Origin of the sequence: Streptomyces cinnabarinus (assembly GCF_027270315.1) — a bacterium.
Taxonomy (GTDB): Bacteria; Actinomycetota; Actinomycetes; order Streptomycetales; family Streptomycetaceae; genus Streptomyces; species Streptomyces cinnabarinus.
This window is the reverse complement of sequence record NZ_CP114413.1, coordinates 8,676,013-8,700,715: the sequence shown is the minus strand read 5'-3', so window position 1 is coordinate 8,700,715 and position 24,703 is coordinate 8,676,013. Positions and strand designations below refer to the sequence as shown.

Here is a 24,703-nt window from a genome sequence, read left to right as displayed (position 1 = left end):
TCAGTGATCAGTGGTCGGTGATCGGTGATCGGTGCCGAAGCGGGCGAGTGTGGCGAGGACGTCGTCGAGCCAGGCGATCATCATGCGTTCGTAGGCGATGCCGCCGCGCAGCACGACGTACTGGAGTTCCCGTTCGGCGTCGAGCGGCCCGTCCGCCGGTGGCTCCCCGAAGTCGCGGGTCTCGCCCGCGAGGTAGTGGGCGAGGCGGTCCGTGTGCGCCTGACGGTGCCGCTCGACCTCGCTGATGAGGCCGGACGGATCGTCGAAGGCGGCGCCCCGGACCTTCACCGCGAGGTCGTGCCGCACGCTCTCGGGTTCGGTCGGCTCGTGGAGCCACGCGGAGAGCGCGGCCCGTCCGGGCCCGGCGACGGAGTACTCCTTCTTGTCCGGGCGCCCGTACTGCGCGACGTCCCGGACGTCGATCCAGCCGTCACTCTCCATGCGCTTGAGCACGCGGTAGATCTGCTGGTGGGTGGCGGTCCAGAAGTACCCGATGGAACGCTCGAACCGCCGGGCCAGCTCGTAGCCGGACCCCGGCTTCTCCAGCAGGGAAACGAGGATCGCGTGCTCGAGCGCCATGCCCACGATCTTCCTATGCACCTCGTTGCATAGCAACGGCACCGCGGTGAGACACGGCTCACCCGGTGCGGGTCGCGTGGATCCGTACTCCTCAGCCGACCTGGTCGAGCAGCAGCTTCGCCGCCACCGCCGCGCCGTCGGTGCGGATCGTCTCGGCCACGGCGGCCGCGCGGACCCGGGTCTCGGGAGCCAGGGCGACGCCGAGCACGGCCGAGAGGGACTCGTAGGTCGGGTTCGGGCCGTCGTGTGCCGCGCCGATGCCGAGGCCGGCGACGCGGCAGGCCCAGTACGGTTGGTCCGCCATCTGGGGTACGACCACCTGGGGCGCCCCGGCGAGGGCGGCCGTGGTCGTGGTGCCCGCGCCGCCGTGGTGGACGACGGCGGCGACACGCGGGAACAGGGCGTGGTGGTTGGCCTCGCCGACGGCGAAGCAGTCGTCCTGGTCGTCGGCCACGGCGAGGTCGGCCCAGCCGCGGGAGAGGAGCACACGGCGGCCCCGCGCCCGGACCGCCTCGACGGCCGCCCGGGCGACGCCGTCCGCGTCGCGCATGGGGATGCTGCCGAAGCCGACGTACACCGGCGGTTCGCCGGCCTGGAGGAACGCCTCCACGTCGGCCGGCAGCGGGCGGTCGTCCGCCCGGAACCACGCGCCCGTCTGCACCACGTCGAGGTCCGCCGGCTCCAGCCACGGGCTCAGGACCGGGTCGGCGGCCAGCCAGGGGCGGTCGGTGAGGACGTAGTCGCGGAAGCGCGCGACCGGCGGCAGGCCGACGGTCGCCCGGTGGGCGTTGAGGCCCGTCCCGAACAGGTCGTTCATGGTCTCGGTGTCCAGGTCCCACAGCGCTCGGTTGTCGGTCACGCCGGGCGGGAACGGTCGGCCCGGCCGCTCGAACGGCGGGTGGTGCGGCGAGGGCAGGTAGGCGGGGAAGCAGGCGACGAACACATAAGGGATGCCCAAGTGCTCGGCTGCCGTCCTCGCGCCGGCCGCGGCTGGGAGCAGGCCGGTCGCCAGGATCACGTCGCATCCCTCGGCGGCCGTGACGACGGCCTCGTAGGTCGTGGCGGTCATCGCGGCCGCGCGTGCGGGCAGCCCCTCGGCGGGAGCCTGTGTCTTCCCGGTGAGTACGCCCTTCACGAACGGGCGCACCGGCTCACCGATCGGCACCAGCGGGAGGCCGACGGAGTCGAACAGCTCCGCGAAGTCCGGGGGCGTACACATCCGCACGTCCACCCCGAGATCCCGCAACCGCGCAGCGACCGCCACCAGCGGTTCGACGTCTCCACGCGACCCGTAGGCCATCAACAGCACGCGCATGCGGTGACTCTCCTCATCGTGGGGGACCCCCAGCGGGTCCTGCCGTCAGCAGGGGTGGTCAACTCCCCGCACTTCTGGGTCAGATGGGCGATTCTGCGGCACCGCTGGGGATTTGCCGCAAGCCCTCCTGTGCGCGAGCCGCTGACCAAGGGGCTGTCATAGCCCGAACAGCCGCGCCGCGTTGTCGTGACACACCGCGCGCAGCCAGTCGCCTCCCAGGTCCAGGCGCTCCAGGGAGTGGAGTTGGTGCAGGTAGGGATAAGGCGTGTTGGGAAAATCGGAGCCGAGCAGGATGCGGTCGCCCAGGTCGGTGAGGCGGGGCAGGTCCTGGCGGGGGAAGGGCATGAAGCCTTCCGTGAAGTCGGTGAACGCCATGGTGGTGTCGAGGCGCACCTGGTCGTAGCGGTCGGCGAGGTCGAGGAACTCCACGTACTCGGGCATGCCCATGTGGGCGACGATCAGCCGCAGTCTCGGGTTGCGTGCCAGCACCCTGGCGATGGGCTCGGAGCCGGTGTGCTTGCCGGGCGCGGGCCCGGAGCCGCAGTGCACCACCACGGGGACACCGGCCTCGGCGAGCAACCCCCACGCCCGCTGGAGACGCTCATCGGCCGGGTCGTACGCTCCGACCTGTACGTGGGCCTTGAACACTCGTGCCCCCGCTTCGACGGCCTCGCGGACGTAGGTCTCGACGTCCGGCTCGGGGTAGAGGGTGGCGGTGTGCAGGCAGTCGGGCGTGCGGCGGGCGAAGTCGGCCGCCCATTCGTTCAGCCATCTGGCCATGCCGGGCTTGTGGGGGTAGAGCATCGAGGTGAAGGCCCGCACCCCGAACGCTCGCAGCAGCTCGGTCCGCTCCGCCTCCTGCTTGCGATAGGCGATCGGCCACTTCAGCCCGCCGACCAGCGGCCCGCTGGTGTCGAAGTAGTTCCAGACCTTGTGCAGGACACTCTCGGGCATGAAGTGGGTGTGGACGTCGATCAGTCCGGGAAGACCGAGTCCACGCCAGAAACGGCGTACGTCATCGGCCTCCTCGCCGAAGTCCCCGCTGGGGAAACTCACCGGGCACCACCCTTCTCGTCGGTTGCGTCACTGCGCGCGCGGACCCGAGCAGGTTGATCTTGCCATCGGCGGTGCGGACCTCGCAGCCCTCCGGCATCAGCGGGGCACCGAACGGCTATGCCTTGGTGAACCGTTCGGCGGCCTCCCACAGTTCGCCCTCGCGCTGGGGGTCGTAGGACTCCGGCGACGAGCGGTCCGCGCGGTCGCGGTCGACGTAGGAGCCGGTCGGCGCCTGGATGGTGCCGAGGACGACGTCGGCGAGGCTGCGGCCCGCCGTGGTGGGGCTGGTGGCGAACGGAGTGAGGGTCAGCGCCGGGAGCACGCGGCGCATCGCGAACCGGGAGAGGGCGTCCGCGTTGCGGGCGAGGCCGGTGCCGGGGACGAAGCCGGGGTTGTACGCGATGGCGTCGATCCCGGCCGGCAGCCGGCGGGCGTACTCGTGGACGAGGTAGAGGGTGGCCAGCTTGCTCGTGGAGTAGGCGGTGCGGCCGGCGGCCGTGGTGTGCGGCTCGGGGAAGGCACCTGTGCGGGCGAGGAGGTCGGGGGACGTCCAGGCCGGGCCGGGCACCATGCCCAAGTTATGCCGGAAGTCGCCGAAATGGGTGTCACTCGTGGTGATCACGATCCGCGCGGGAGCGGTGAAGCGGTCCTGGAGCAGACGGACGAACAGATGGTTGGCCAGGACGTTGACGGTGAAGGTGGCCTCGAACCCGTCGGAACCCTCGGTCAGCGCGTTGGCGTACTGAATGCCCGCGTTGCCCACGAAGCCGCGCAGCGGCGGGAGTTCACCGCCCCGCAGCCGGTCGAGGATCGCCGCCGCCGCGGCGCGGACGCTGTCCAGCGAGCCGAGGTCCGCCGCGACCTGCGAGACCGTGTGTCCGCCCGCGCCGAGTTCCCTGGCCAGTGATGCGCCGGTGGATCCGCGGGCGACGATGACGAGGTGCACGTCGGGCGACCGGCGCAGGATGTGCTGTGCGGCGACGCGGCCGATCCCGCGGCTCGCTCCGGTCATCACGATGGTGTGCTGCACAAGGGCTCCTCGGCTGGTCGGGCGGTGGCGCCCGGCTCGGGCGCGTGTCCACGCTCGCCGCCCGCGCGGGCACCGACCAGTGCCGTCCCTGTCACTAGGACTGGCAGTACCCAGGCTCGACCGGCGCCGCGCGGGGAGAATGACCCCATGGCCACCGCCCGCTCCGCTTTCGCCGCACTCCTGCGCGCCTGGCGCGACCGCCTGTCGCCGGCCGACGCCGGGTTCACCGTGACGGACGGCCGTCGTGCCCCAGGACTGCGCCGGGAGGAACTGGCTCAACTGGCCGGGCTCTCCGTCGACTACGTGCTGCGCCTGGAACAAGGACGCGCGAAGAACCCGTCGGCCCAGGTAGTCGGCGCTCTCGCGCGGGCCCTTCAGCTCTCCCGCGCGGAACGCGACCGACTGTTCCGCAGCGCCGGGCTGCTGCCGCCCCGGGACGGGACGGTCAGCACCCATGTGCCCCCGGGGATCCAACGGCTCGCCGCCCGCCTGGACGACATACCTGTGGGAGTGTTCGCCGCCGACTGGACCCTGGTGTGGTGGAACACGACGTGGAGCGCCCTGCTCGGCGACCCGTCCGCCATCCCCGCCGCCGAACGGAACCTGGCCCGTGCCCTCTTCGGCACCGGCGCCGCGCAAGCCGCGCTGCACCCCGTCGAGTCCGAGCGCGGACAGGACGCCTTCGCGGCGTCGATCGTCGCCGACCTCAAGGACGCGGTGTCGCGCTACCCCCACGACGCCCGGCTCGACGGCCTCGTGCGGGATCTGCGCGAGACGTCCGACGCCTTCGCCCACCAATGGTCCACGGACACGGCGGCGACCCCGCACACGGCCGACCGCAAGACGATCCGGCATCCCGAGGTCGGTGACATCCTCCTCGACTGCGACGTCCTCGTCGTCCCCGGCGCCGACCTGCGCATGGTCACCTACACGGCGGCGACCGGCAGCGACGACGCGGACAGACTGGATCTTCTTCGGGTCGCAGGAGCCCGGGCGGCCACCGGAGCCTGAGTATCGGCTCGATGTCAGTGCCAGGTCGTACTCTCCCGACATGGCCCGTCCCTTCAGGCGGGAGAGGCGATGGGGGTAATGGTGCGCAGGCCGGTCGATGGCGAAGTACACGTTCACTACGGTCAGATCTACGTCGAGAGCGATCCCGACGACTTCGGCATCGATCTCGCGGACGCGTTCGCCGGGCAGCAGGCCGGGCTGTGCGGAGCGGCGGTCCCCGGCGCCCTGTTCCTGCTGACCGGGCTGCACACGGGCAACGTCGGTTTCACCGTCGAGGTCCACGACCGGACGCCGCCGCTGGATCCGGCCTGGGAGGAGGTCGTGGAGGCGTCCTTCCGCCCCGTGTCGGAGGGCGGCGCACTCGTGCAGTGGGCGGGTGAGGACTCCTGGGAGCTCGGCCTGGAGGAGATCGATTACCGCGTGCGCTATTGCGCCAAGGGCATGGACGCGGCGAGCGAGTTCGACACGCGGCTCGACGACGAGCCCCAACAGGACTGCTACCTCCTCCAGTTCTGGCCCGCCGCGCCGGAGCCGGACCGCGTCGTGAAACAGGCGTCGGCGAACGCCGCCTACTGGCACGACTACGCCCGCCGGCAGCCCGCCCCTCCCTCCCCCGCCGAACGTGCCGAGGCCGAACGTCAGGCCCGTCTCGCGCAGGAACAGGAAGAGAGCGAGCGTCGACTCGCCTACGACCGATGGGAGTGGGGCGGGCAACTGCCGAGCGAGGCCCTGCGCGAAGTCGGTGGCAATGTGCGCGGGCTCCTCCCCTTCGATCCCGCGCTCGTCCACGCCCTCGACGCCGCCGGCCCCGACACCCAGCGCGCGGTCGCCGTGCTGGCGGCACGCCACGCCTGCGAGGCCGCCGGTCTCGCCGGCCTCGACTGGATCGCCGCGGGACTTGACGCGTTGACCGAAGGACGTCCGCTGCCGTCGCCCTTCGACGACTGGGACCGCATGTGGCAGACCCTGGAATCCGACCCACACGCCCCCGACAGCATCGTGGGCCAGGCCGTCCCGCCCGAGCGGCCCCCGTTCCAGCCACCCGCCCGCGACGACTCCCACACCAGCAGCGTGATCCTGCCCAAGGCCCTGGCCCGGAGCGTCGCCCTGGTGCAGTCACCGGCCCCGGAACCCTCCGCCGCGGCCACGTCACCCCGACTCGCGCTCACCATCGGCGCGCCGGCCGAGCCACATCCCATATCCCAGCCGCACATGGCCCTGCCCGCACTGCCGGCCGCCGCAGCGGCCGACCCCCTCCAGGCGGCCCTGGACGCAGTGTTCGCGGCAGTGGTCACCTACGGCGAGAACTACCCCACCCTCCTCCAACACATCTGGAACGCCTGCCGGGCACGCTCCTAGGGGCTGCCTGCGCCGGAACCTGGTTCGGCGAGGACAGGGTAGTTTGCCAGTTCGATCACTCGCTCCACCCACATGCGGCGGCCTTCTCGCGCCGCCGCCGTTCCCGGCGGGGCGGGGTGGCGTGCGCACGACCGCGAGCGGACAATCTCTCCTGGGTGGACTCCCCCGTCCTGCGGAGGTGCTGTGACGGATCCGCGAACGATCCTGTGGCAGGCACGTCAGGGTGCCGTACCGGCGGACTGGCGTGTGTTCACCAAGAGGCGTGGCAAGCTGTCCGGCTTCTTCCGCGGGACGTCGGACCATCCCGACCCGCTCCTGGTGATCACGCCGGACGTCGCCGTCGAGTACATCAGTGAACGCAAGCCGCTCACGATCGTCGCCTTCCACGAGCTGTCCGGCATGAAGCTGCGCGTGGCCGGCTCCGATTCGTCGGCGATCGTCTACAGCTGGATCGATCTGCGCTATGTCGACGGCCGTAAGAAGAAGTGGCCATCCGGCCGTTTCGCCAACGACCTTGAGGCGATCCAGGGCTTCATCGAGGCCTACGGCGCCCACAAGGCACTGCGCGGGTACGCGTGACTCTCGGACCCGGTCCATGGCCCTGGGTCGGCGGCTTCCGAGGGATCCGTGCGGGTCAGTGGCGGGTGGGCCGGTAGATGAGTTCCTGGATGCGGCCGTCGAGGGTGCGGTGCTCGATGAGGTCCAGGTCGAAGTCGGCCGCGCCCTTGAAGATCGGGTCCAAGCCGGTCCGGCCGGTGATGACGGGGAAGAGGGTCACCTGCAGGCGGTCGACCAGGCCGGCGGCCATCAGCGCCCGGTTCATCGACAGGCTTCCGTGTGAGCGCAGCGGCACCTCGGACTCCTCCTTGAGCCGGGCCACGACGTCGACGGCGTCACCGTTCGCGACGGTCGCGTCCGGCCAGTCGAGGGGGCCGTCCAGCGTCGTCGACACCACTGTCGTCGGCAGGTTCCTCATCCGGGTGACCCAGGGGTCGCGTACCTCGGACTCCTCGGTGCTCGACTCCACCATCCGCGCGAACGCGCGATAGGTGTTGGCCCCGAAGACCATCCGCTGCTCCGCCTCGTACAAGGCCAGGCGGTGGTCGAGCAGTTCGGGGCCCTGCTTGCCCCAGTAGCCCGTCCAGTCGCCGCCGGCGGCGCCGTAGCCGTCGAGGCTGGAAAAGACGTCGAAGGTGTAGGTCGCGGTCATGTTTCTTCTCCTCGGCGTGGTCGATCGGTGCGAGAACTTGCGGGTGGTGTCCGTCGGGCGGGCTCGGTGACCTTCACATCCATAGACCTCGTACGCTCCGCGAACTCATCGCTCCGACCATCGGGCCTGGCCCGGTCCACTCGAATGGCGCCCGTTCCAAGTGCCAAGTGCCCCTCTCGCCCCGGCGTCGGTCTGTGCCATCTAGCCGACGGTCCGTCACCCGGCGGGTCGTCCCGAGTGGCGGTGGCCGGGTTCCCCGCTGACCGTGGATCACGTCGAGGCGGGACCAGATCGAGTTGATACCACGTCAGCCACCCGCCCCTCGGCAGAGAGGGATCTCAGATGCTTTCTGTACGCACGCTGCTCGCCACCACGGGGGCCTCGGCCGTCCTGCTCCTGGGTGCTCCCGGCGCCTTCGCCGAAGAGCACGACCGGGACCACGAGGACTCCTCCTACAGCAGGGAGCACGACGGCGGCCGGGACTACGGCAACGACGGCGAGGACTCCTGGGGCGACAAGAAGCACGAGAAGGAGGACGACTGGGGCGGCAAGCACACGGACGACTCCTGGAAGGGTGAGCGCGACCACGACTCCTGGAAGGGCGACCACCACAAGCCCAAGGGCGGTATGCACACCGGAGGCGGCGGCCTGGCCACGCCCACGGTGACCGCGGGCGGGCTGGCGGTCCTGGCGGTCGCCGGCACCGGCCTGTACGCGGCGCGTCGCCGTAAGGCCACCGGCGGCGCGGCCTGACCATGCCCGACGTCATAGCCACCGCGGCCGCCACGCGTGCGCCGCGTGGCGGCCCTGTGGCCCCCGATTGACCGCCCCTTTGCGCTCCGCTGCTGTGTCCAGGTGAGGTGGACTCCCCATGACCGCTCGTCCCTCCCCCGATGCCGACGCCGCCACCGATCCGGCCCGGGCGAAGTCGAAGTTCCGCGGCCGCGTGCTGGTCATGTCGGCCGCCGCCCTCGCGGTGCTGGCCATGATCGTCTTCAGCGACGACGAGCCGTCCACGACCGCCGGCCCGCCACCCTCGGCACGGGCCACCGCATCGGCACCGCCCGCAGGTCAGGCGGCCGGACAGCCCGCGGGCGGCCGGTCGGCACCCAAGCACCTGCCCCGGTCCAAGCCCGTACGGCTGCTCATCCCGAAGATCTCCGTCGACGCCCCCTTCACCGACCTCGCCATCGGCCGGACGGGACAACTCAATGCCCCGCCCGCCGACAACACCAACCTCGTCGGCTGGTTCGCCAAGGGACCCACCCCCGGGGAGACCGGAACCTCCGTCATCGCCGGGCACGTCGACACCGCCACCGCACCCGCCGTCTTCGCCGAGCTCTCCGAGCTGAAGAAGGGTGACCCCTTCCACGTCGAACGCGCCGACGGACGAAAGGCCTCCTTCGTCGTCGACAGCGTCGAGACCTTCGCCAAGGACGACTTCCCCGACGATCGGGTCTACGCCGACACGCGCTCGGCCCAGGTCCGCCTCATCACCTGCGCGGGCGACTACGACCGCACGGCCAAGGACTACACCGACAACCTCGTCGTCTTCGCCCACCTCAAGTAGCGGGTGGGCACTCGGCTCCGGCGCTGCCCAGAGTTCCCTGCATGCTCAGGCATCCCGCGCCCGTGCAGGGCTCAGCGCTTGAGGGTGAAGGTGAAGTCACCGGTGAGCCTGCCGCTCAGCCGGGTTGCCGAGACGAGGTTGCCCGCCCTGATCAAACGCTCGACCTCGGCCCGGGAGAGACCGCAGCCGTCGGCGATCAGTCGCACCGGCCGGACCGGGATGCGTGCCGCGAAGCGGACCGAGACGTCGATCACCTCACGGTCCAGGTGATCCGATCCGCCAGTGTCGAGGCGCCAGGCGCCCGTCCAGTCGAGGGCGGTGTGATTACGACGCTGCAGGCCCGGATCCTGCAGCAGCTCAGCTGTCAGACCGAGGTCGTTGCCGTGCAGCCGGTCCAGCAGCTCGGGTCGTACCGAGCGCACCTGCGCCCGCTCCAGAACCGTGAGCTTCGCCGTTTCCCCGCACCCCGTGCAGAGCACCAGGAGCCAGGCGTCGATGAGCTTGTGGTGGGCGTTGACGCGGAATTTTCCGCTCGCCCGGAAGCGCGTGGACGCGCACGTGTGGCAACGGCGCTGCACGAGCGGCAGGCAGGTGGGCATGACAAGCCAGGTGTTGAGCACAGAAGTACACCGGTTTCAGTGAGAAGACCGCAGCAGGAAGAGGCGCGGCGCAGCTGCGCGACGCGCGACAGATCAGCTCTCGGGGGGTCTCACAGGGTGTACAACGGCCCGTCCTTGACTGGACAACTTCGGTGCGGCAGCACGGTACGGGCGCAGGCCGACGCCGTTCCACCGGTTTTCCGGGCGCGGTGAGAGAGTGCGGCATGGAGATTGCCAACCGCACGCTGACGGTGGACGTGGTCGCGGCACTGACGTACTGGCCCGACGTCATCTGGGGAGGTCAGAAGAACCCTCCGGACCCGGTGGATCTCGCTGTTCTGCCCCCGTTCTTCAACGAGGTGCTGCAGGAACTCCCGTGGTGGAACCGCGACTGGAAGGTCAGTCACGTCGAGCCGGCGCTTCCCCTGGAGATCGAGAGCGATCACCACGGTCACCCTTCGAGGTTCACCGAGGTGTCAGTGCCCGGCACGGTCGGTTCCGGCGGTGGTGACACCCTGCCCTTCGTCGCGAAGGTCGGGTTCGCGGGCGACCGGCTGATCCGGTTTCAGGCAAAGATCGGCGACATGGTCCTTGGCCCTGCCATTGCCCCCGCTGGGCGAATGGAGCCGCATCCGTTCGCGCGGGTGCTCACCGCGTTGATGGACCTGCGCGGGATTCCGGTCAAGGTGATGGCACGGGAAACCGCACGGTCGATGTCCACCATCCACATGCTCCGCAACGGAAGGCACAACCCGGACCCGCTTCTCGTCCAGGAGATCGCCAAGGCTCTGGGCATGTCCGAAGCGGACGTCAGAGTCATCGCCGGACTCGACGACAGCAGTACGCGGTGCTGACAGGCCCGAGCGGGCCGGACACTCGGCCGGCGCGCTTCATGGGCCGTACGGCTCAAGGAGCTGGTCGACGGGTGCGTAGTCGTCGGTGAGGAGTTGGGCGTCGTCGATCCAGGAGGTGAGGTCGTCGCCGGTGGCGATCTTCCAGCCGGTCTTGCGGGCGTCCAGCGATTCCTGGGTTGCGGGGAGGTCGACGGGGCGGTTGGAGGCGAGCACGACCAGGTTGCCGCCTTTGGGGGTGGCGGTCGGGTCGAGGCCGATGTCGGTGGGTTCGCCGACGAGGGCGACGTGCTCGAAGACCTCGCTGAGGGTGGCCACTTCGGCACGGGCGAAGGCCAGTTCACCGTGATCGATGAGGTTGGCGACGTACAGGCCGTCCTCGTCGAGCACCCGCCGTATGTCCGTCATCGCTTCCTTCGTGGTGAGGTGCCACGGCACGCTGACGCCCCCGAAGGCGTCGCCGACGACGAGGTCGCGGCTGTCGGCGTCCAGTCGCCGCAGGCCGATCCTGCCGTCCTCGGCGCGTACGTCGATGTCGGCTCGTGCCCCCAGCCCGAGCTGGTCGCGGTTGATGCGTACGACGCCGCTGTCGATCTCGGAGACAAGGCTGCGCGTCCCGGGCCGGGTGGCCCCGAGATAGCGGGGGAAGGTGAGTCCGCCGCCGCCCAAGTGGTAGGCGGCGAGCGGCTCGCCTTCGGGAAACGCGGCGTCGACCACCGACGCGATGGCGCGCACGTACGCGAACTTCAGGAAGGTCGGGTCGGCGACGTCGACGTAGGAGTGCCGCACGCCGTCCAGGACCAGGATGCGGCCGCTCTCCCGGTCGGGGTCCGCGACGACCCTTGCGCAGTGGTACCGGGTCTCGATGTCGCAGCCCCCGGGCGCGACCGTGGTGGCGAGGCCGCCCGCGACGACCACCAGTGTCAGGGCCGGGACACCGCTCCAGCCGCGCGCCCGCCACTCCACCAGCGCCGAGCCGACCACCAGCAGCACCCCGAGGCCGATCAGGATGCCGCTGACCGGGAACCGCGCCACCAGCACGAAGCCGGTGACGACGGTGCCGACGATGGCGCCCACCGTGCTGACGCCGGACAGTCGGCCGACCACCGTTCCGGTCTCGGCGAGGCTGGTCAGGCGCAGCTTGGTCACGACCGGCGTCACCGCGGACAGCAGCGCGCCCGGTACGAGGATGGTCAGCGCCGCGATCAGGAAGAGCAGCGCCGGTGCCCACTCCGCCGTGGTGCGCAGTACGGCGGGGATCAGGGCCACGACCGCTCCGGACACCCCCAGCGAGGGGCCGAGGAGCCGACGTGGACTGACCAGGTCGGCGAGGCGCCCGCCCAGCCAGGAACCTGCGGCGATCGCCGTGAGGGCGATGCCGATGACCATGGTGCTGGTCTCCAGGGTCAGACCGAGGTAGGGAGCCAGCAGCCGTAGGGAGACGATCTCGACCACGAGGACCGCGGCGGAGGCGGAGAACACGAGCGCGGCGGCCGCACGGGAACTCAGGCCGTTTTCGCGGGGCCTGTCCCGGGCGACGGGCGACGAAGACAATCCGGTCACGCACGGCATCCTTCCATGCGGCCCATCCGCACACAGGAGTTGAGAGGGGCCGTCGGTAACTGGCTACCGCACTCGGGGGATGGGCGCACCGGCCGACGGGCGCGCGCTGACCAGCGCCGGAGCTCCGGCCGCACGGTTGTGGCACCTACCGGGCAGGGCGGCGGGGCCGGGCAGTGCGGTCAGTTGACGCGGGGCGGCTTTCGAGGGTGAGGCGGGTCCAACGTCGCAGTCCCTCTGCGTGGTTGCCGGTCCCCGTGGCCCGGGCGACGGCCGCGGCATGCTTCGCTCCATTCCCACCTGGCAGGTGTCGCCCGGCTTCAGGGAACTCTCCCGCCTCCGGAGCGATCATCACAGACCTTGTCCGGCCGCCAGGGCACCCATACGCTCGGAACATGATCTGTCGTATGTGGCGGGGCTGGACCACGAACGAGAACGCCGACGCGTACGAGCGCATCGTCCGGGGTCAGGTCATTCCCGGGATAGAGGCGCGGCGCATCCCGGGGTTCCTCTCGATCGACCTGGTGCGACGCGAACGGGAGAACGACGTCGAGTTCATGACCCTGATGTGGTTCGACACACTCGACTCCGTACGGGCGTTCATGGGCGAGGACTACAAGACGGCGCACGTGCCGGCGGCCGCGCAGGCAGTGCTCTCGGACTTCGACAAGCAGTCAGTGCACTTCGACGTGCTCGATCGTCGCGAGCAGCCCAAGTAGTCACCGTCTCGGATCGCTCAATCCGACGGCTGGCTGCCTGACGCGTGGATGTGGAGCGTCCGTGGTCCGGGCGTTCCACATCCGGCTGTCCGGTCCCCCGCACCGCCCCAGTAGCCTCGTGCCCGCAAAGCGATTCGGGCGGTGTCACTCCGGCCCAACTCGTCCAGGTCACGGGATCAGGGAGCAGTGTGCCGCCTTTCGTCCACCAGATCACCAAGTACGACCCCGCGGACCGGGACGAGCACGGCGAATACATCGGCGCCGAGGAGACCGCCAGCGACCACGGGGCAACGGAGTCGGCCTACTTGGAGGCTGTCGCCGCCTTCGCGGCGGCCTCAGGCATCGACCGTCTGGCCATTCGCGAGCCGCAGATCACCGGCTTCCCCCACTTCGGTCTGGAACCGGCCGTAGAAGGCCACGGCCTGCTCGGTCTCTTCCCGCCCGATCTCACCGGATTCCACGACGGCGCGGAGGTCCCCCTCTCCACCGCTCTGGAGCTGGTGCGGGCCATGCTGCGCGACCACGGCGCGTGGTGCCGTCTGGAGGCCGAGGACCGGTTCGCCGTGCACGTCGGGTGGGACCAGTACGTGTATGTGAGGACCGACAGGCCCTGCGAGAGCGCCCTCGCACGCACCCGGGCACTGGGCCTCTTCCCGGAACGGCTGGAGGCATCGCCCTACGAACCGGACTTGGACGAGCCCGGCGTACAGCGCCCCGCCGACGAGGACTTCTGGGCCCGCTTGCACTGGTCCGTCCTGACGGGCGAGGCGGCCGTATTGGAGGAGGGGTACGTCGACAACGGCTCCCGCTGGCACCGCCTCACGGAGACCGGCCTCGACGCGGTACGCGCCAGGCTCACCCCTCGCGCCATGCTGACCGTCTGGCCGGACCTGTCCGACGACGTGGCGGCCGTTCTCGCCGCGCTCCCCCACGACGGCTCGGTGGAGTTCGTGTGGGAGGACGGGGACGGGGTGATCACCAGCACGGTCGCCGACGAAACCGACTACGCCGCACTGGCCGCCCGGGTGGCGGGCGCTCGGGCCGCTGCCGCCCTGCCCCTGGCCCTCGACTCACGCCACCCGCTCTTCACGGCCGTGCTGCCCGACAGTGACGGCGTGCTACGGGCCCGGTGGAGGACCGAACAGACCCCCAGCGACCGGAGTTGGGCCTTTCTCAAGACCCTCCGGCCGGGGCAGACCGTCACCGGCACGGTCCAGGAGATCGCCGACTTCGGTGGCACGTTCGTGGACATCGGCGGTTTCACGGCGATGATCAACATTACGGAGCTGTCCTGGAGGCGCTTCAGTCACCCCTCCGACGTCGTGAGCGTCGGACAGGAGATCTCGGCCGAGGTTCTCGACGTCGACATGATGAGAGAGCGTGTGTCGCTGTCGTTGAAGGCGTTGGACACGGATCCGATGGAGCAGTTCGCCGGGCAGGTCGGCCACGTCGTGACCGGTGTCGTGACCAAACTCGTCCCGTTCGGTGCCTTCGTCCGTGTCGAGGACCGAGAGGACGGACTCGAAGGGCTCGTCCACAACGCCGAGTTGTCCGAGGAGGCCGTTTCCCACCCCGAGGACGTGGTCCAGGTCGGCGACCCGCTCGTCGTGAGGGTCCTCGACGTCGATCCGGCCAGACGACGCATCGCTCTCTCCCATCGGCAGGCCATCGCGCACGAAGGGGCATGAGCAACCCGGGCCGCCCATTGCGGTCATGGGCGCACGGAGGAGCCCCGCAGACCGCAGAGCGCCAAGACCGTCATCACCACCGCGGCCCCGCCCGCCACACCGAAGCCGCCGTGCGCACCGCCCGCGTCCACCACTCGCCCGCCAGCGCCGCTGCGCCCGCCGATCCCGCCGCGCTGGCGGAGTTGCCCCAGGTGAACGCCTGCGTGAGGACGGCGCGTGGGACCGATGACTCGGTGAGGACGGAGGCGAGGATCAGCAGGACCGGCACGGCGAGTCCGGTCAGGGCGAGGGTGGCGCCGACCGCGAGGGGCGCGTCGAGGACGGTCAGCGGGAGACTTGTGAGGGCGAGGCAGGCGGCGGCCGCGGCCTGACGGTGCCGGGGTGAGCCGTCCCCACGCCATGCTCCGTAGGCCCAGCCTCCCACCAGACTGGTGCAGTTGGAGGCCGAGTACAGCAGTGCCGCCGCGTCCGGCGTGCCGCGTCCGACCGCGTAGGCGGCGACGGACACCTGCATCGCTGGCCTGGCCGCGAGACCGCTTCACACAACCGCGCCGTCGTCTACACCGGGGACGGCGAGCACGGCGAGTACCTCTACAAATTAGTCAGCGACAAGCGAGCCGGACGGTCGCTCGACCATGGGGTGCTGCATGTGGCCCGGCTGTATCCGGACGGCCGGGGCGAGTGGCTGCCTCTGGTGTACGGCCGGGGGCCGCTGATCCGCGCCAACGGATGGGAGGACCAGGCCGACGTGCTGCTCCGCACGCGCCTCGCGGCGGACGGGGCGGGCGCGACGCCGCTGCCCCCCCCCGGCAGGATCGCGGTCGGCAGCGGTACCACGGCCCGCCAGGTCGTGTGCGCGCTCGGCGCGCGCCGTGCGGTCGGATGCGAGGCCACCGGCAGTGGCTCCCGTTCCCGGATCACCGGAGTCGCGATGCCCTCACTCGCCGGAAATCTGATCCGGCTGCGCGAACACGGCGGTGATCCCACCGCGACCGCCTTCCTCTGGTCCGACGAGGAACTGTCCGGACAGGGCCTGCGGCAGATCTCCGCCGAGCCGCAGACAGAGCGGGCCCCTACGGTGCGCGATCTTCAGTACGACGCTCAAGGACACCTGTGGGCCGTGCTGGAGGCCGAGGGCACGCCCAGCGACGAGTTGGTCTCGGTCAACACCGCCAGCGGCACCACCCGGCGGGTGGTGACTGCCCGGCAGGGGGCCGAGCTCACCGCGGTGGCAGTCGCCGACGACAACAGACAGATCTTCGTCGCCGCCTGCACTCCCGGAGCTGTTCAGGAGCGGCGTTCGGTGGTGCTGTCCGTGCGGCGGCCCAGAGCGTAGACGGGCGCGGCGGAGGCACTGCTCGGCCGGTACGGGTCTGCCGGCCGTCTGGTCGCCCGTGACATCTCGTGGTGTTGTGCTCCTGTGGACGGTGCTCTCTCGACCTTGATCGCAGTCCTGGGGACACTGCTCGGCGTCGGCATGACGCAGCTCTTTCAGCGCCGGGCTACCGAACGCAACGAGAGGTTCGCGTCTCAACAGCAGCTCCGCTCGGAGCGGATGACGGTGTACAGCGACTTCGCCGGAGCGGTGACCGAGTTCAGGCGGGGTCAGGCCGACCGCTGGCACCGCACCAGTGAGGACCCGGACGGCCCGGCTTGTTTCGAAGCGCGCATGGAGTCGTACCGCCTTCGCGCCCGTTCCCTCCACGCGCTGTTCCGGGTCCAGTTGATCGCGAGCGGCCCGACGACGAACGACGCCGCACAACATGCTCACCATTTGACGGCCAGGTTGCACACAGCACCCGACGAGACGGAATTCGACGCACTCGCCCAGCAAGCACGTGACGCCGTACAACAATTCGTCCGGCTCGCGTCCTCCGACGTTCAGTAACCCTCTGGTGAATTGGCCGCGAAATTGGCAACGTTGCCGCCACACCCGACAGCCAAAGGGAGCGCCAGTCATGAGCCAGCAGCGGATGGCCTTTCGCGCCATCGAAGTCGGTGACGGCAGTGACGGGCGTTGGGCCGCTCATACTCAGGCCCTGTGGCCGGCGACGGAAGGCTGGATGACGGAGGAGGGCAGGACGGCGGAGGGCGCGGCGCGTGCTCGGCGGATGTTCGAGGCCCACATGCCGGAGTTGGTCCGGGTACTCGACCGGCTCGCCGACCAGTTGGACCGGCCCGGGGGCGAAGCCTTCCTCACGCTGGCGACGATCAAGCCGTTCTTCTCGGGCTGCACTCAGATCGGCGGCAACGGCACTCTGCTGCGCAACTACGACTTCGACCCCGCCGATTGCGAAGGCACCATCGTCTCGTCCCATTTTCTCCGGCCCGTCATCGGAATGCAGGATGCCGGCTGGGGACTGCTGGACGGAATGAACGACGCCGGGCTGGCGGTCTCGCTCACCTTCGGCGGGCGGTTCGTGCACGGGCCGGGCTTCGCGATCCTCATCGTGCTGCGCTATCTCCTGGAGACCTGCGAGACCGTCGACGAGGCGATCGGCAAGCTGCGGACGATACCCGTCGCCATCCCGCAGAACGTCACGCTCGTCGACCGCGAGCGGGCCGCGACGGTGTTCGTGGGGCCCGACATCCCGTTGTCCGAAACACCGGACGCCTGTGCCGCCAACCACCAGCATCTGCCGGTGCCGGACGAGCAGGAGCGGTTCTCCCGCACCCAGGAGCGGCTCAGAGCCATTCGCGCCGCGGGGACGGACGTAGCGGCGATGCTGAAGCCGCCGCTGTATCAGTCCGCGTACGCCGAGGGGTTGGGGACGGTCTACACCGCCCTCTACGAACCTTCCGAGGGGCGAGTGACCTACCACTGGCCTGACGAGTCCTGGGAACAGTCCTTCGATGGCTTCGCCCCCGGCCTGCGTACCGTGAGCTTCGGCCGGTCCGGCTGACAGCCTCGGCAGCAGGCGGTGGTCAAGTGCCCATCGTGGACTGGCGGATGACGACCGAGGTCGACAGCACGGCGGTCGGCTCGGCCAACTCCTCACCCGTCAGCAGCGCGAGGAGCATGCGCGCCGCGGTCTCGCCCATCGTTCTCATCGGTTGCCGGACCGTGGTGAGGGAGGGGTGCAGCAGGGCGGCCATCGGAATGTCGTCGAAGCCGATGACGGCCACGTCGTCGGGGACGCGTCGGCCGGCCGCGCGCAGCGCTGACAGTGCCCCGACGGCCGCGAGGTCGTTGTGCGCGAACACGGCGTCGAAGTCGCGCCCTTCGCCGAGCAGACGGTGAACGGTCTCGCGCCCGTCGGCCTCGGTGAAGTCGCCTTCGACGACGAGTGAGGGGTCCAGGGGGCAGCCGCCTTCGACGTATGCGCGTTCGAAGCCGTCGAGCCGGTCGCGTACGCAGCCGAAGCGCAGTGGCCCGGTGAGCACGAGTGGCCTGCGCCGCCCTATGCCCAGCAGATGGCGTGCCGCCGCGGCGCCGCCCTCGTGGTTCGCCGCGGTGACGTGGGGAAACTCGGGATGCCGACCGCGATCGTCGATCAGTACCACCGGCAGTCCTTTGCGGTGCAGCGCCGCCAGCATCTCCAGGGTGTTCTCGGGCTCCACCGCCAGCAGTCCGTCGAAGGCGCGCGCGGAGACCTGGCTGGTGAACCGCTCGACCGAGTCAGCGCCCCGGTTGCAGGTGAACAGCAACAGGCCGAACCCGGCCGCCTCGACGGTGTCGACGACTCCCTGGAGGACCTCCCCCATCCAGGGCCAGGTCAGCGAGGGCACCAGCATGCCGACGGTACGGCTGCTCCCCCGGGCCAGCCCCACCGCGCCGGAACTCGGCACGTACCCCAGCCGGTCGATGACCTCCCGGACGTGAGCCCGGGTTGAATGGTCCACCTCGTCACGCGTGTTGAGCACGCGCGAGACGGTGGTCTTGCTCACCCCGGCGATCCGAGCCACGTCGGCGATGGTGACCCGCATGGCACCCCTTCCCCCCGCGCACTACTGCGACGTCAACAGCCTATGTCGAGGTCTCGCGGACGAGCTTCCGGTCCGCCCTCGCACGGCTCGCGGACCAGCGCGGCGTACCGGTCGTGACGTCACTTGTTGAAGGCATCCGGGCGCAGGAATGTACCAATCACTACGAGAAGTATTGACGACGACATGACATCTGCCGTTCACTCGCGCCAATCCCGGAACCGGTTCCGGAACCGGTTCCGGGAGTCAGCCCCCACCACTTCCTCAGGAGGAGTGCTGTGTTGAGGACTTTTCCTCGCCCACCCGCAGACCGCCCCCGTCGGCGTCGCGCTTGGTCCACCGCCCTGGCGGCGTTAGGCCTGCTGCTCGCCACCTTGTACAGCGGCGCGGCCACACCCGGCAGCGCGACCGAGGCCACGGAGCTCAACGCCGCTCCCCAGGCCGCCCAGGTGGTCCGCGTAGCGGAGTTCCTCGCCGAGTGCCCGTACAGCCACCGACTCCCCGACGATCCCATCGTCTTCCCCGGCCTCCCCGGGGCCTCTCACATGCACAGTTTCTTCGGCAGCCGGGCGACGGACGCGCACACCGATGTCACCGAGCTGCTGGGCTCGTCGTCCACCTGCAGTCCCGCGGTGGACACGTCGTCGTACTGGGTGCCCACGATGTACCGCAACGATCAGCCCGTGGAGCCCACCGGCACCACCTTCTACTACCTGGGTGAAGGCGTGCGGGACGACATCATCCAGCGCATCCGGCCGTTCCCGCTGGGACTGCGGATCGTGGCCGGCAACGCCAAGGCCACGGGCGTCAACGACCCCACCTCGGTGGCTCGTTGGTCGTGCCTGCACCACGGCGAGGTCAATCCCTCGAAGGACTTCGTGAACTGTCCGGCGGGATCGATGCTGGAGTCCTACCTGGACTTCCCGCAGTGCTGGAACGGCACGGACCTGGACGCCCCCGACCACAAGAGCCACATGTCCTACCCGGTCAACGGCGCATGCCCGGCCAGCCATCCGGTGCCGGTGCCGAAACTCCGCCAGGTGCTGCGCTACCCGGTCTCGGGGAGCACTCAAGGGCTACGGCTGGCATCCGGACCCGGGTACACGATGCACGGTGACTTCTTCAACGCCTGGCCCGAGAACGAGCTCGCCCGCCGGGTCACCAACTGCATCAACGTCATCGTCAAGTGCGGAGCGGACGGCAACCCCTCCTGAGCACTGACCTCTCACCCATCAAGTCGCCCCGGCACGGCAATCGAGCCAAGGAGCAGCGATGACAGACTTCGTGGCCGGCGGACCGAAGAAGGTCCTTCTCGCCGCTCTGCTGTGCGCGCTCGCCGTGTCGGGGTGCGCGGGTTCTCCGCAGCCGTCCCGTCCGGACTCAGGGAGTCGGGCGAGCACGAGCGCCCCGCCCAGCGGACTCACTGCCGCCGACATCGGGTGGTTACAGCTCATGATCGCGATGGACGACCAGGCGCGGCACATCCTTCAGCTCGCACCGGAGCGGAGCGGCAGTACGGACCTGAAGGTCTGGGCGGCCGACGTCGCCGAGCACCACCGCTCGGAGCTGGCCACCCTTCGAGCCCTGCTGACCGAGGGCGGCGTACCGGACGACAACCCGCACGAGGGCCACGACATGCCCGGCATGGTCAACGCCCAGGAGCTGCGGGCCCTGGAGACCGCCCAAGGCCCCCGCTTCGACCGCCTGTTGCGCTCCGCTCTGCTCGAACATCTCGCCCAGGCACGGAAGTTGGCGGCGAGCGTGCGGACGGCGGACACCAGCAAGGAAGTGAAGAAGGCGGCCCTGGCCACGGGTACGTCCGCAGCCGACGCCCGGCGACGCCTAGGGTCCGCTTGACCGAAGGAGGTCACCTCGCGTAGCGATCCGAAGTCGCACAGCTACATCAGTCAGCGTGTCTGAACACCGTGTATGGTTACTTCCACGGCGCCGCGACGCAGTGCTGCTCGACGAGCGCCACCAGCCAGGAAGCAACCACCCCTTCTGAAGGCAGGAACACAGGCCATGACGCTGACAACCACTCCGTTCGGAATGCGCGCCACCGCCGCGGAGGTGCTCGACGGGGTCGATCTGCGCGGCCGCCGGATGATCGTCACCGGAGGCTCCTCGGGTCTCGGCGCCGAGACGGTGCGGGCGCTCGCCGGCGCCGGAGCGCAGGTGACCGTGGCCACGAGGAACCCCGAGTCCGCCAAGCCGCTGCTCGACGAGTTCCCGGAGACGCGGGCCATCGCGCTCGACCTCGGCGACCTGGACTCCGTCCACGCCTTCTGCGACGGGTGGAGCGGGCCGCTCGACGGCATCGTCGCCAACGCCGGGGTGATGATGCTCCCGACCCGGCAGGTCAACGCGCAGGGCTGGGAGATGCAGCTCGCCACCAACTACCTCGGTCACTTCGGCCTGGTCGTAGGCCTGCACTCCGCTCTGAAGGATGCCGAGGACCCGCGTGTCGTCGTGGTCAGCTCCGGTGCGCAGCTGCGCGCGGGCTTCGACTTCGACGACCCGCAGTTCGAACGGCACCCCTACGACCCGTTCGTCGCCTACGCGCGGTCGAAGACCGCCGACGTGCTGCTGGCCGTCGGAATCAGCCGGCGGTGGGCGGAGGACGGCATCGCCGCCAACGCCTGCGCGCCGGGCTGGATCCACACCAACCTGGCCCGTCACCTCGACAAGGCCACCCTGCAGTCCCTCGGCGCCATGGACGCGGACGGCAACCTCATCACCCCCGACTACTACAAGACCCCCGCTCAGGGCGCCGCCACCGCGGTGCTCCTGGCCGCGTCGCCGTTCCTCAAGGGCGTGACCGGGCGGTATTTCGAGGACAACCAGGAATCCGAGGTCGTGGACGGCGGCGCCGAGGTGATGGCCGGAGTGGCGCAGTGGTCGGTGGACCCCGCCGCCGCCGATCGGCTGTGGGACTACGCTCTGCCCGTGGTGCGCTGATCCACCGCGCTCCGTGAAGCCGCGTGCGGCGAACAAGGACGAAGACACACCAGAAGGTTCCCGATGCGACCAGTGACCCGACGCCAGGCCGACCACCATGCGGCACGCTCGGCTGCGACCGTGGCCCAGGTCATGTCCACCCTTCAGCGGCTCCTCGACTCGGGCGAGGCCTTCTCCGAGATCAGCGTCCAGCGGATCCTGGAGGAGGCCAAGGTCTCCCGAGCCACGTTCTACGCGCACTTCCAGAGCAAGACCGACGTCCTGGTGCGGCTCACCAACGATCTGCGGGAATCACTGCTGGCGCTCGCACAGCAGTGGGACCCGTCCGCCGGCCCCGACCGGCTCGCCCAGTTCTTCGAGGACGTGGTCAGGATCCACCGCGCCCACCAGAGCGTGATCACCGCGGTCCGCGAGGCGGCGGCCTACGACTCCACGGTGGACGACTTCTACACGGCCGACCTCGAAGGATTCGACGAGACGGCCCTGCAGTCCCTGCTCTCCGACCAGGCTGCCGGGCTCACCCCGACCGACCTCGACGCGGTCGCGGCCAGCCGCATCATCGTCTGGGGCGGCGCCCAGGCGATCGCCCACCACATCCGCGTCGACGACGGCAGCGGCGACAAGGTCTTCGCCCGCGAACTCGCCCAGATCTGGTGGCACGGCGCCTATCGCCGTCCCAGCGGCAGCTGAGCAGCGGAGATCCTGTCGTTCGCGTTCTGCTGAACCCGCGGATCGCCTCAACTCTCCCGCGCCCACCCCGTCCCGAGGCCGCGCCCGTCCACCGTGCCGCGCAGCGGCAGATCCCCTGCTGACCGGCCCGCCAGCACCTGCCACTCCCCCGGCTCGACGCGCCAACTCCCGGTTGCTTCGCACCAGTGCTGAAACGCGCGCAGCGGCACAGGCACCGGCACGGTGACCGCGTCACCCGGATCCGCCTCGACGCACGCGTATCCGGCGAGCCAACGACGCGGCCGGTCCAGCCGTGAGGCGGGGCGGGCCAGGTACACCTGGACCACCTCGCGGCCCCGGCGGCGACCCGTGTTGCGGACGCGCACGCGGACCCTGCAGGGAGCAGGGGCGCCTTCCTGGAGGGTCGCCTCGTCCGGCTCCGCGGCGCGGACCGTCAGGTCCTCGTACGCCCAGGTCGTGTAGCCCAGTCCGTGCCCGAACCAGTACGCGGGTTCACGGCCGGTCCGCAGCCATGCCCGGTAGCCGATGTGCAGTCCTTCGGTGTAGTCGAGCACCCCGTTCTCGGGCCGGGTCCGGCTGACCGGAGCCTCGGTGAGCGTGGCGCCCCAGGTGGTGGGCAGGCGCCCGCCGGGCTCGGCCTCTCCGAACAGCACGTCGGCGATTCCGGCGCCGCCCTCCTGTCCCGGGAACCAGGTCAGCAGTACCGCGCCGGCCGCCGCCCGCCAGGGCAGTTCCACGGGGCTGCCGGTGTTCAGGACGACCACTGTGCGCGGGTTCGCCGCGCACACCGCGGACACCAGGTCGTCCTGGCGGCCGGGCAGTGCCAGCGTCGTACGGTCGTAGCCCTCGGACTCGCTGTGTTCCGTGGTGCCCACGACCACCACCGCCGCGTCCGCCCGGCGTGCCGCTTCGGCCGCGGCGGCGATGGCGGCGTCCGGGTCGGGGGCGGGCTGGGCGGCGGTGAGCAGAGTGGCCCGGCCGGTGCCGGGGGCGAGTTCGCGGCGGGCCACGACGTGCGTGTCCTGCCCGGCCGGAAGCACGGTCCGACCATACTGGCAGGGCGGGTTGACGTGCCGGACGGCCGGGTCGTCGGTGAGTGGCGGGAACACGCCCTCCACCAGGTCTCGGCCGTCCACCGTGAGCGTCATCCGGCCGAACCCGCCGACGCCGAAGCACCATTGGCCCCCGGTACCGGACGGCAGTACGGCGCTGATCTCGACGGTGTGCGCGCCGGGCGGCAGCGGCGGTTCCAACTGGCGTCCGGACAGCCGGTGTTCGACGTGGAGTTCGCGGCCTTCCGCGTCGAGCACTCGGAGCAGCACCCCGGGTGCGTCACTGCGCGGGTTGCGGCAGCGCGTCTCGTCCAGCGGTGCTGGAGGGGCGTCGAGGTCCGGGCCCGGCAGGTGCACGATGCGCGTCCTGCCGTGCAGTGCACGGCGGATGCCGTCCAGCGGGGTCACCACTCCGGGCGGGAAGACACCCGCGCTGCCGCCGCCCTGTGTGCGCGGCTGGGTGGCGTGCGCGCCGATCACCGCGAGAGTGCCCAACTCGCCGCGGTCCAAAGGGAGTACGTCTCGGTTGTGCAGCAGCACCGACCCGGCGGCGACCGCTCGGCGCAGCAACTGGCGGGCGTCGGAGGGCGGCAGTGGCTCGGGCGTGCGCCGCGTCGGCTCACCCAGCGCGCCCACCCGGTCGGCGAGCCGCAGCAGCCGGCGGACCTTGTCGTCGACCGCTTCGGGCGGAACCGAACCGTCCTGTACGGCGTTCAGCAGGGCGTCCGCCCAGGGGCCGTCGGGTCCGGGCATCGCCAGGTCGAGGGCGGCACGGGCGCTGGGTGCCGTGGTGCGCACCGCGCCCCAGTCCGAGACGACCACGCCGTCGAAGCCCCACTCGCTCTTGAGCGGGTCGGCCAGCAGCGGATTCTGCGTCATCGTGGTGCCGTTGACGCCGTTGTACCCGGTCATCACGGCCCGCACCCCGGCCGCCACCGCCGCCTCGAAGGGCGCCAGGTACACCTCGCGCAGCGCCCGCTCGCCGACCTGGATGTCCGCGGTCAGCCGCTCGGTCTCGGAGTCATTGGCCACGTAGTGCTTGGCGGTGGCCGCGACGCCGTGCCGCTGGATACCGCGGATCAGGGCGGCCCCCGTGCGGCCGGTGAGCCGCGGGTCCTCGGCGAAGCACTCGAAGTGGCGGCCGCCCAGCGGGGAGCGGTGCAGGTTGAGGGTCGGCGCGAGGACGATGTCCACGCCCTTGCGCCGCGCCTCCGCGGCCAGGAGCCCGCCCAGCCGCTCGACCAGCGCCTCGTCCCACATCGCGCCCAGCGCCGAGGCCGAGGGCAGCAGCAGGGACGTGTCGCGCTCGTCCCACGCCTCGCCCCGGACGCCCGCCGGACCGTCGGAGGTCGTCATCCCGGCCAGGCCGATGACCGGTTCGGCGTGCGTGCGCCAGGTGGTGGCGCCGGTGAGCAGCCGTACCTTCTGCCGCAGGTCCAGTTTGTCGGCCAGCCGCGTGAGTTCTTCGTCTGTCATTCCACCCCCTGTGGCGGTCCCCGATATGGGAGAGCGCTCTCCGAATGGTGCGGAAA

At 70.5% G+C, this 24,703-nt stretch carries 25 protein-coding genes; 15 read left to right on the top strand and 10 right to left on the bottom strand.

The features are described 5' to 3' along the window. The 4 genes from STRCI_RS39255 to STRCI_RS39240 form a co-directional block, all read right to left on the bottom strand. The gene (locus tag STRCI_RS39255; protein ID WP_269663780.1) at positions 1 to 579 is read right to left on the bottom strand and encodes a PadR family transcriptional regulator; all 579 of its coding nucleotides are present in this window, start codon (positions 577 to 579) and stop codon (positions 1 to 3) included. A 91-nt stretch (positions 580 to 670) separates the two neighbouring features. After that, positions 671 to 1,894: a glycosyltransferase gene (locus tag STRCI_RS39250; RefSeq protein WP_269663779.1), complete on the bottom strand. Its 1,224-nt coding sequence runs from the start codon at positions 1,892 to 1,894 to the stop codon at positions 671 to 673. A gap of 156 nt (positions 1,895 to 2,050) precedes the next feature. After that, positions 2,051 to 2,950, bottom strand: coding sequence for an amidohydrolase family protein (locus STRCI_RS39245; protein WP_269663778.1), 900 nt, complete (start codon positions 2,948 to 2,950; stop codon positions 2,051 to 2,053). A gap of 115 nt (positions 2,951 to 3,065) precedes the next feature. Then, a complete protein-coding gene (locus STRCI_RS39240) occupies positions 3,066 to 3,980 on the bottom strand; it encodes an SDR family NAD(P)-dependent oxidoreductase (RefSeq protein ID WP_269663777.1) in 915 nt (304 codons plus the stop codon). Positions 3,981 to 4,127: 147 nt separating this feature from the next. Here STRCI_RS39240 and STRCI_RS39235 point away from each other — a divergent pair, with 147 nt between their 5' ends. The 3 genes from STRCI_RS39235 (at position 4,128) to STRCI_RS39225 (ending at position 6,929) form a co-directional block, all read left to right on the top strand. Beyond that, entirely contained in the window at positions 4,128 to 4,991 is an 864-nt protein-coding gene (locus STRCI_RS39235) for a helix-turn-helix transcriptional regulator (RefSeq protein WP_269663776.1), read from the top strand. Between the two features lie 69 nt (positions 4,992 to 5,060). Then, complete coding sequence (locus STRCI_RS39230) at positions 5,061 to 6,350, top strand: hypothetical protein (protein WP_269663775.1); 1,290 nt, start codon at positions 5,061 to 5,063, stop codon at positions 6,348 to 6,350. A gap of 183 nt (positions 6,351 to 6,533) precedes the next feature. After that, entirely contained in the window at positions 6,534 to 6,929 is a 396-nt protein-coding gene (locus STRCI_RS39225) for a hypothetical protein (RefSeq protein ID WP_269663774.1), read from the top strand. Positions 6,930 to 6,984: 55 nt separating this feature from the next. Here STRCI_RS39225 and STRCI_RS39220 read toward each other — a convergent pair whose 3' ends face one another. Further along, the gene (locus tag STRCI_RS39220) at positions 6,985 to 7,560 is read right to left on the bottom strand and encodes a dihydrofolate reductase family protein (RefSeq protein WP_269663773.1); all 576 of its coding nucleotides are present in this window, start codon (positions 7,558 to 7,560) and stop codon (positions 6,985 to 6,987) included. A gap of 342 nt (positions 7,561 to 7,902) precedes the next feature. On the opposite strand from STRCI_RS39220, the gene STRCI_RS39215 reads away from it, so the two are divergent. After that, on the top strand, positions 7,903 to 8,313 hold the full coding sequence (locus STRCI_RS39215; protein WP_269663772.1) for a hypothetical protein: 411 nt from the start codon (positions 7,903 to 7,905) through the stop codon (positions 8,311 to 8,313). A 118-nt stretch (positions 8,314 to 8,431) separates the two neighbouring features. Further along, entirely contained in the window at positions 8,432 to 9,130 is a 699-nt protein-coding gene (locus tag STRCI_RS39210) for a class F sortase (protein ID WP_418953424.1), read from the top strand. 71 nt (positions 9,131 to 9,201) lie between these two features. Here the strand turns inward: STRCI_RS39210 and STRCI_RS39205 are convergent, their stop codons facing one another. Beyond that, positions 9,202 to 9,729: a DUF1062 domain-containing protein gene (locus tag STRCI_RS39205; protein WP_269663771.1), complete on the bottom strand. Its 528-nt coding sequence runs from the start codon at positions 9,727 to 9,729 to the stop codon at positions 9,202 to 9,204. Positions 9,730 to 9,953: 224 nt separating this feature from the next. Between STRCI_RS39205 and STRCI_RS39200 the strand changes: the two genes are divergently transcribed. Beyond that, positions 9,954 to 10,583, top strand: coding sequence for a helix-turn-helix domain-containing protein (locus tag STRCI_RS39200; RefSeq protein WP_269663770.1), 630 nt, complete (start codon positions 9,954 to 9,956; stop codon positions 10,581 to 10,583). Between the two features lie 36 nt (positions 10,584 to 10,619). Here STRCI_RS39200 and STRCI_RS39195 read toward each other — a convergent pair whose 3' ends face one another. Beyond that, complete coding sequence (locus STRCI_RS39195) at positions 10,620 to 12,143, bottom strand: fused MFS/spermidine synthase (RefSeq protein WP_269663769.1); 1,524 nt, start codon at positions 12,141 to 12,143, stop codon at positions 10,620 to 10,622. Positions 12,144 to 12,535: 392 nt separating this feature from the next. On the opposite strand from STRCI_RS39195, the gene STRCI_RS39190 reads away from it, so the two are divergent. After that, positions 12,536 to 12,859 carry an antibiotic biosynthesis monooxygenase family protein gene (locus STRCI_RS39190; protein WP_269663768.1) on the top strand — a complete coding sequence of 108 codons (324 nt, stop codon included), beginning with the start codon at positions 12,536 to 12,538 and terminating at the stop codon, positions 12,857 to 12,859. Positions 12,860 to 13,047: 188 nt separating this feature from the next. Further along, positions 13,048 to 14,547 carry a S1 RNA-binding domain-containing protein gene (locus STRCI_RS39185; protein ID WP_269663767.1) on the top strand — a complete coding sequence of 500 codons (1,500 nt, stop codon included), beginning with the start codon at positions 13,048 to 13,050 and terminating at the stop codon, positions 14,545 to 14,547. A gap of 73 nt (positions 14,548 to 14,620) precedes the next feature. Here STRCI_RS39185 and STRCI_RS39180 read toward each other — a convergent pair whose 3' ends face one another. Next, on the bottom strand, positions 14,621 to 15,061 hold the full coding sequence (locus tag STRCI_RS39180; RefSeq protein WP_269663766.1) for a hypothetical protein: 441 nt from the start codon (positions 15,059 to 15,061) through the stop codon (positions 14,621 to 14,623). Here STRCI_RS39180 and STRCI_RS39175 point away from each other — a divergent pair. From STRCI_RS39175 to STRCI_RS39165, 3 genes are all read left to right on the top strand, one after another. Next, positions 15,056 to 15,883, top strand: a complete 828-nt coding sequence (locus STRCI_RS39175) for an alkaline phosphatase PhoX (protein WP_269664761.1) — start codon at positions 15,056 to 15,058, stop codon at positions 15,881 to 15,883. The genes STRCI_RS39180 and STRCI_RS39175 overlap by 6 nt on opposite strands. A gap of 105 nt (positions 15,884 to 15,988) precedes the next feature. Then, the gene (locus STRCI_RS39170) at positions 15,989 to 16,435 is read left to right on the top strand and encodes a hypothetical protein (RefSeq protein ID WP_269663765.1); all 447 of its coding nucleotides are present in this window, start codon (positions 15,989 to 15,991) and stop codon (positions 16,433 to 16,435) included. Between the two features lie 70 nt (positions 16,436 to 16,505). Next, positions 16,506 to 17,450, top strand: coding sequence for a C45 family autoproteolytic acyltransferase/hydrolase (locus STRCI_RS39165; RefSeq protein ID WP_269663764.1), 945 nt, complete (start codon positions 16,506 to 16,508; stop codon positions 17,448 to 17,450). 22 nt (positions 17,451 to 17,472) lie between these two features. Here the strand turns inward: STRCI_RS39165 and STRCI_RS39160 are convergent, their stop codons facing one another. After that, positions 17,473 to 18,474 carry a LacI family DNA-binding transcriptional regulator gene (locus STRCI_RS39160; RefSeq protein WP_269663763.1) on the bottom strand — a complete coding sequence of 334 codons (1,002 nt, stop codon included), beginning with the start codon at positions 18,472 to 18,474 and terminating at the stop codon, positions 17,473 to 17,475. Between the two features lie 275 nt (positions 18,475 to 18,749). Between STRCI_RS39160 and STRCI_RS39155 the strand changes: the two genes are divergently transcribed. The 4 genes from STRCI_RS39155 (at position 18,750) to STRCI_RS39140 (ending at position 22,119) form a co-directional block, all read left to right on the top strand. Continuing rightward, entirely contained in the window at positions 18,750 to 19,685 is a 936-nt protein-coding gene (locus tag STRCI_RS39155; protein ID WP_418953423.1) for a DUF1996 domain-containing protein, read from the top strand. Between the two features lie 58 nt (positions 19,686 to 19,743). Then, entirely contained in the window at positions 19,744 to 20,328 is a 585-nt protein-coding gene (locus STRCI_RS39150; protein WP_269663762.1) for a DUF305 domain-containing protein, read from the top strand. Positions 20,329 to 20,493: 165 nt separating this feature from the next. After that, positions 20,494 to 21,429 (top strand): SDR family NAD(P)-dependent oxidoreductase, encoded by a 936-nt coding sequence (locus STRCI_RS39145; RefSeq protein WP_269663761.1) that lies wholly within the window; start codon positions 20,494 to 20,496, stop codon positions 21,427 to 21,429. A 63-nt stretch (positions 21,430 to 21,492) separates the two neighbouring features. Beyond that, positions 21,493 to 22,119 carry a TetR/AcrR family transcriptional regulator gene (locus STRCI_RS39140; RefSeq protein ID WP_269663760.1) on the top strand — a complete coding sequence of 209 codons (627 nt, stop codon included), beginning with the start codon at positions 21,493 to 21,495 and terminating at the stop codon, positions 22,117 to 22,119. A 47-nt stretch (positions 22,120 to 22,166) separates the two neighbouring features. Here STRCI_RS39140 and STRCI_RS39135 read toward each other — a convergent pair whose 3' ends face one another. Beyond that, the gene (locus STRCI_RS39135; protein WP_269663759.1) at positions 22,167 to 24,647 is read right to left on the bottom strand and encodes a glycoside hydrolase family 3 C-terminal domain-containing protein; all 2,481 of its coding nucleotides are present in this window, start codon (positions 24,645 to 24,647) and stop codon (positions 22,167 to 22,169) included. Between the last annotated feature and the right edge of the window lie 56 nt (positions 24,648 to 24,703).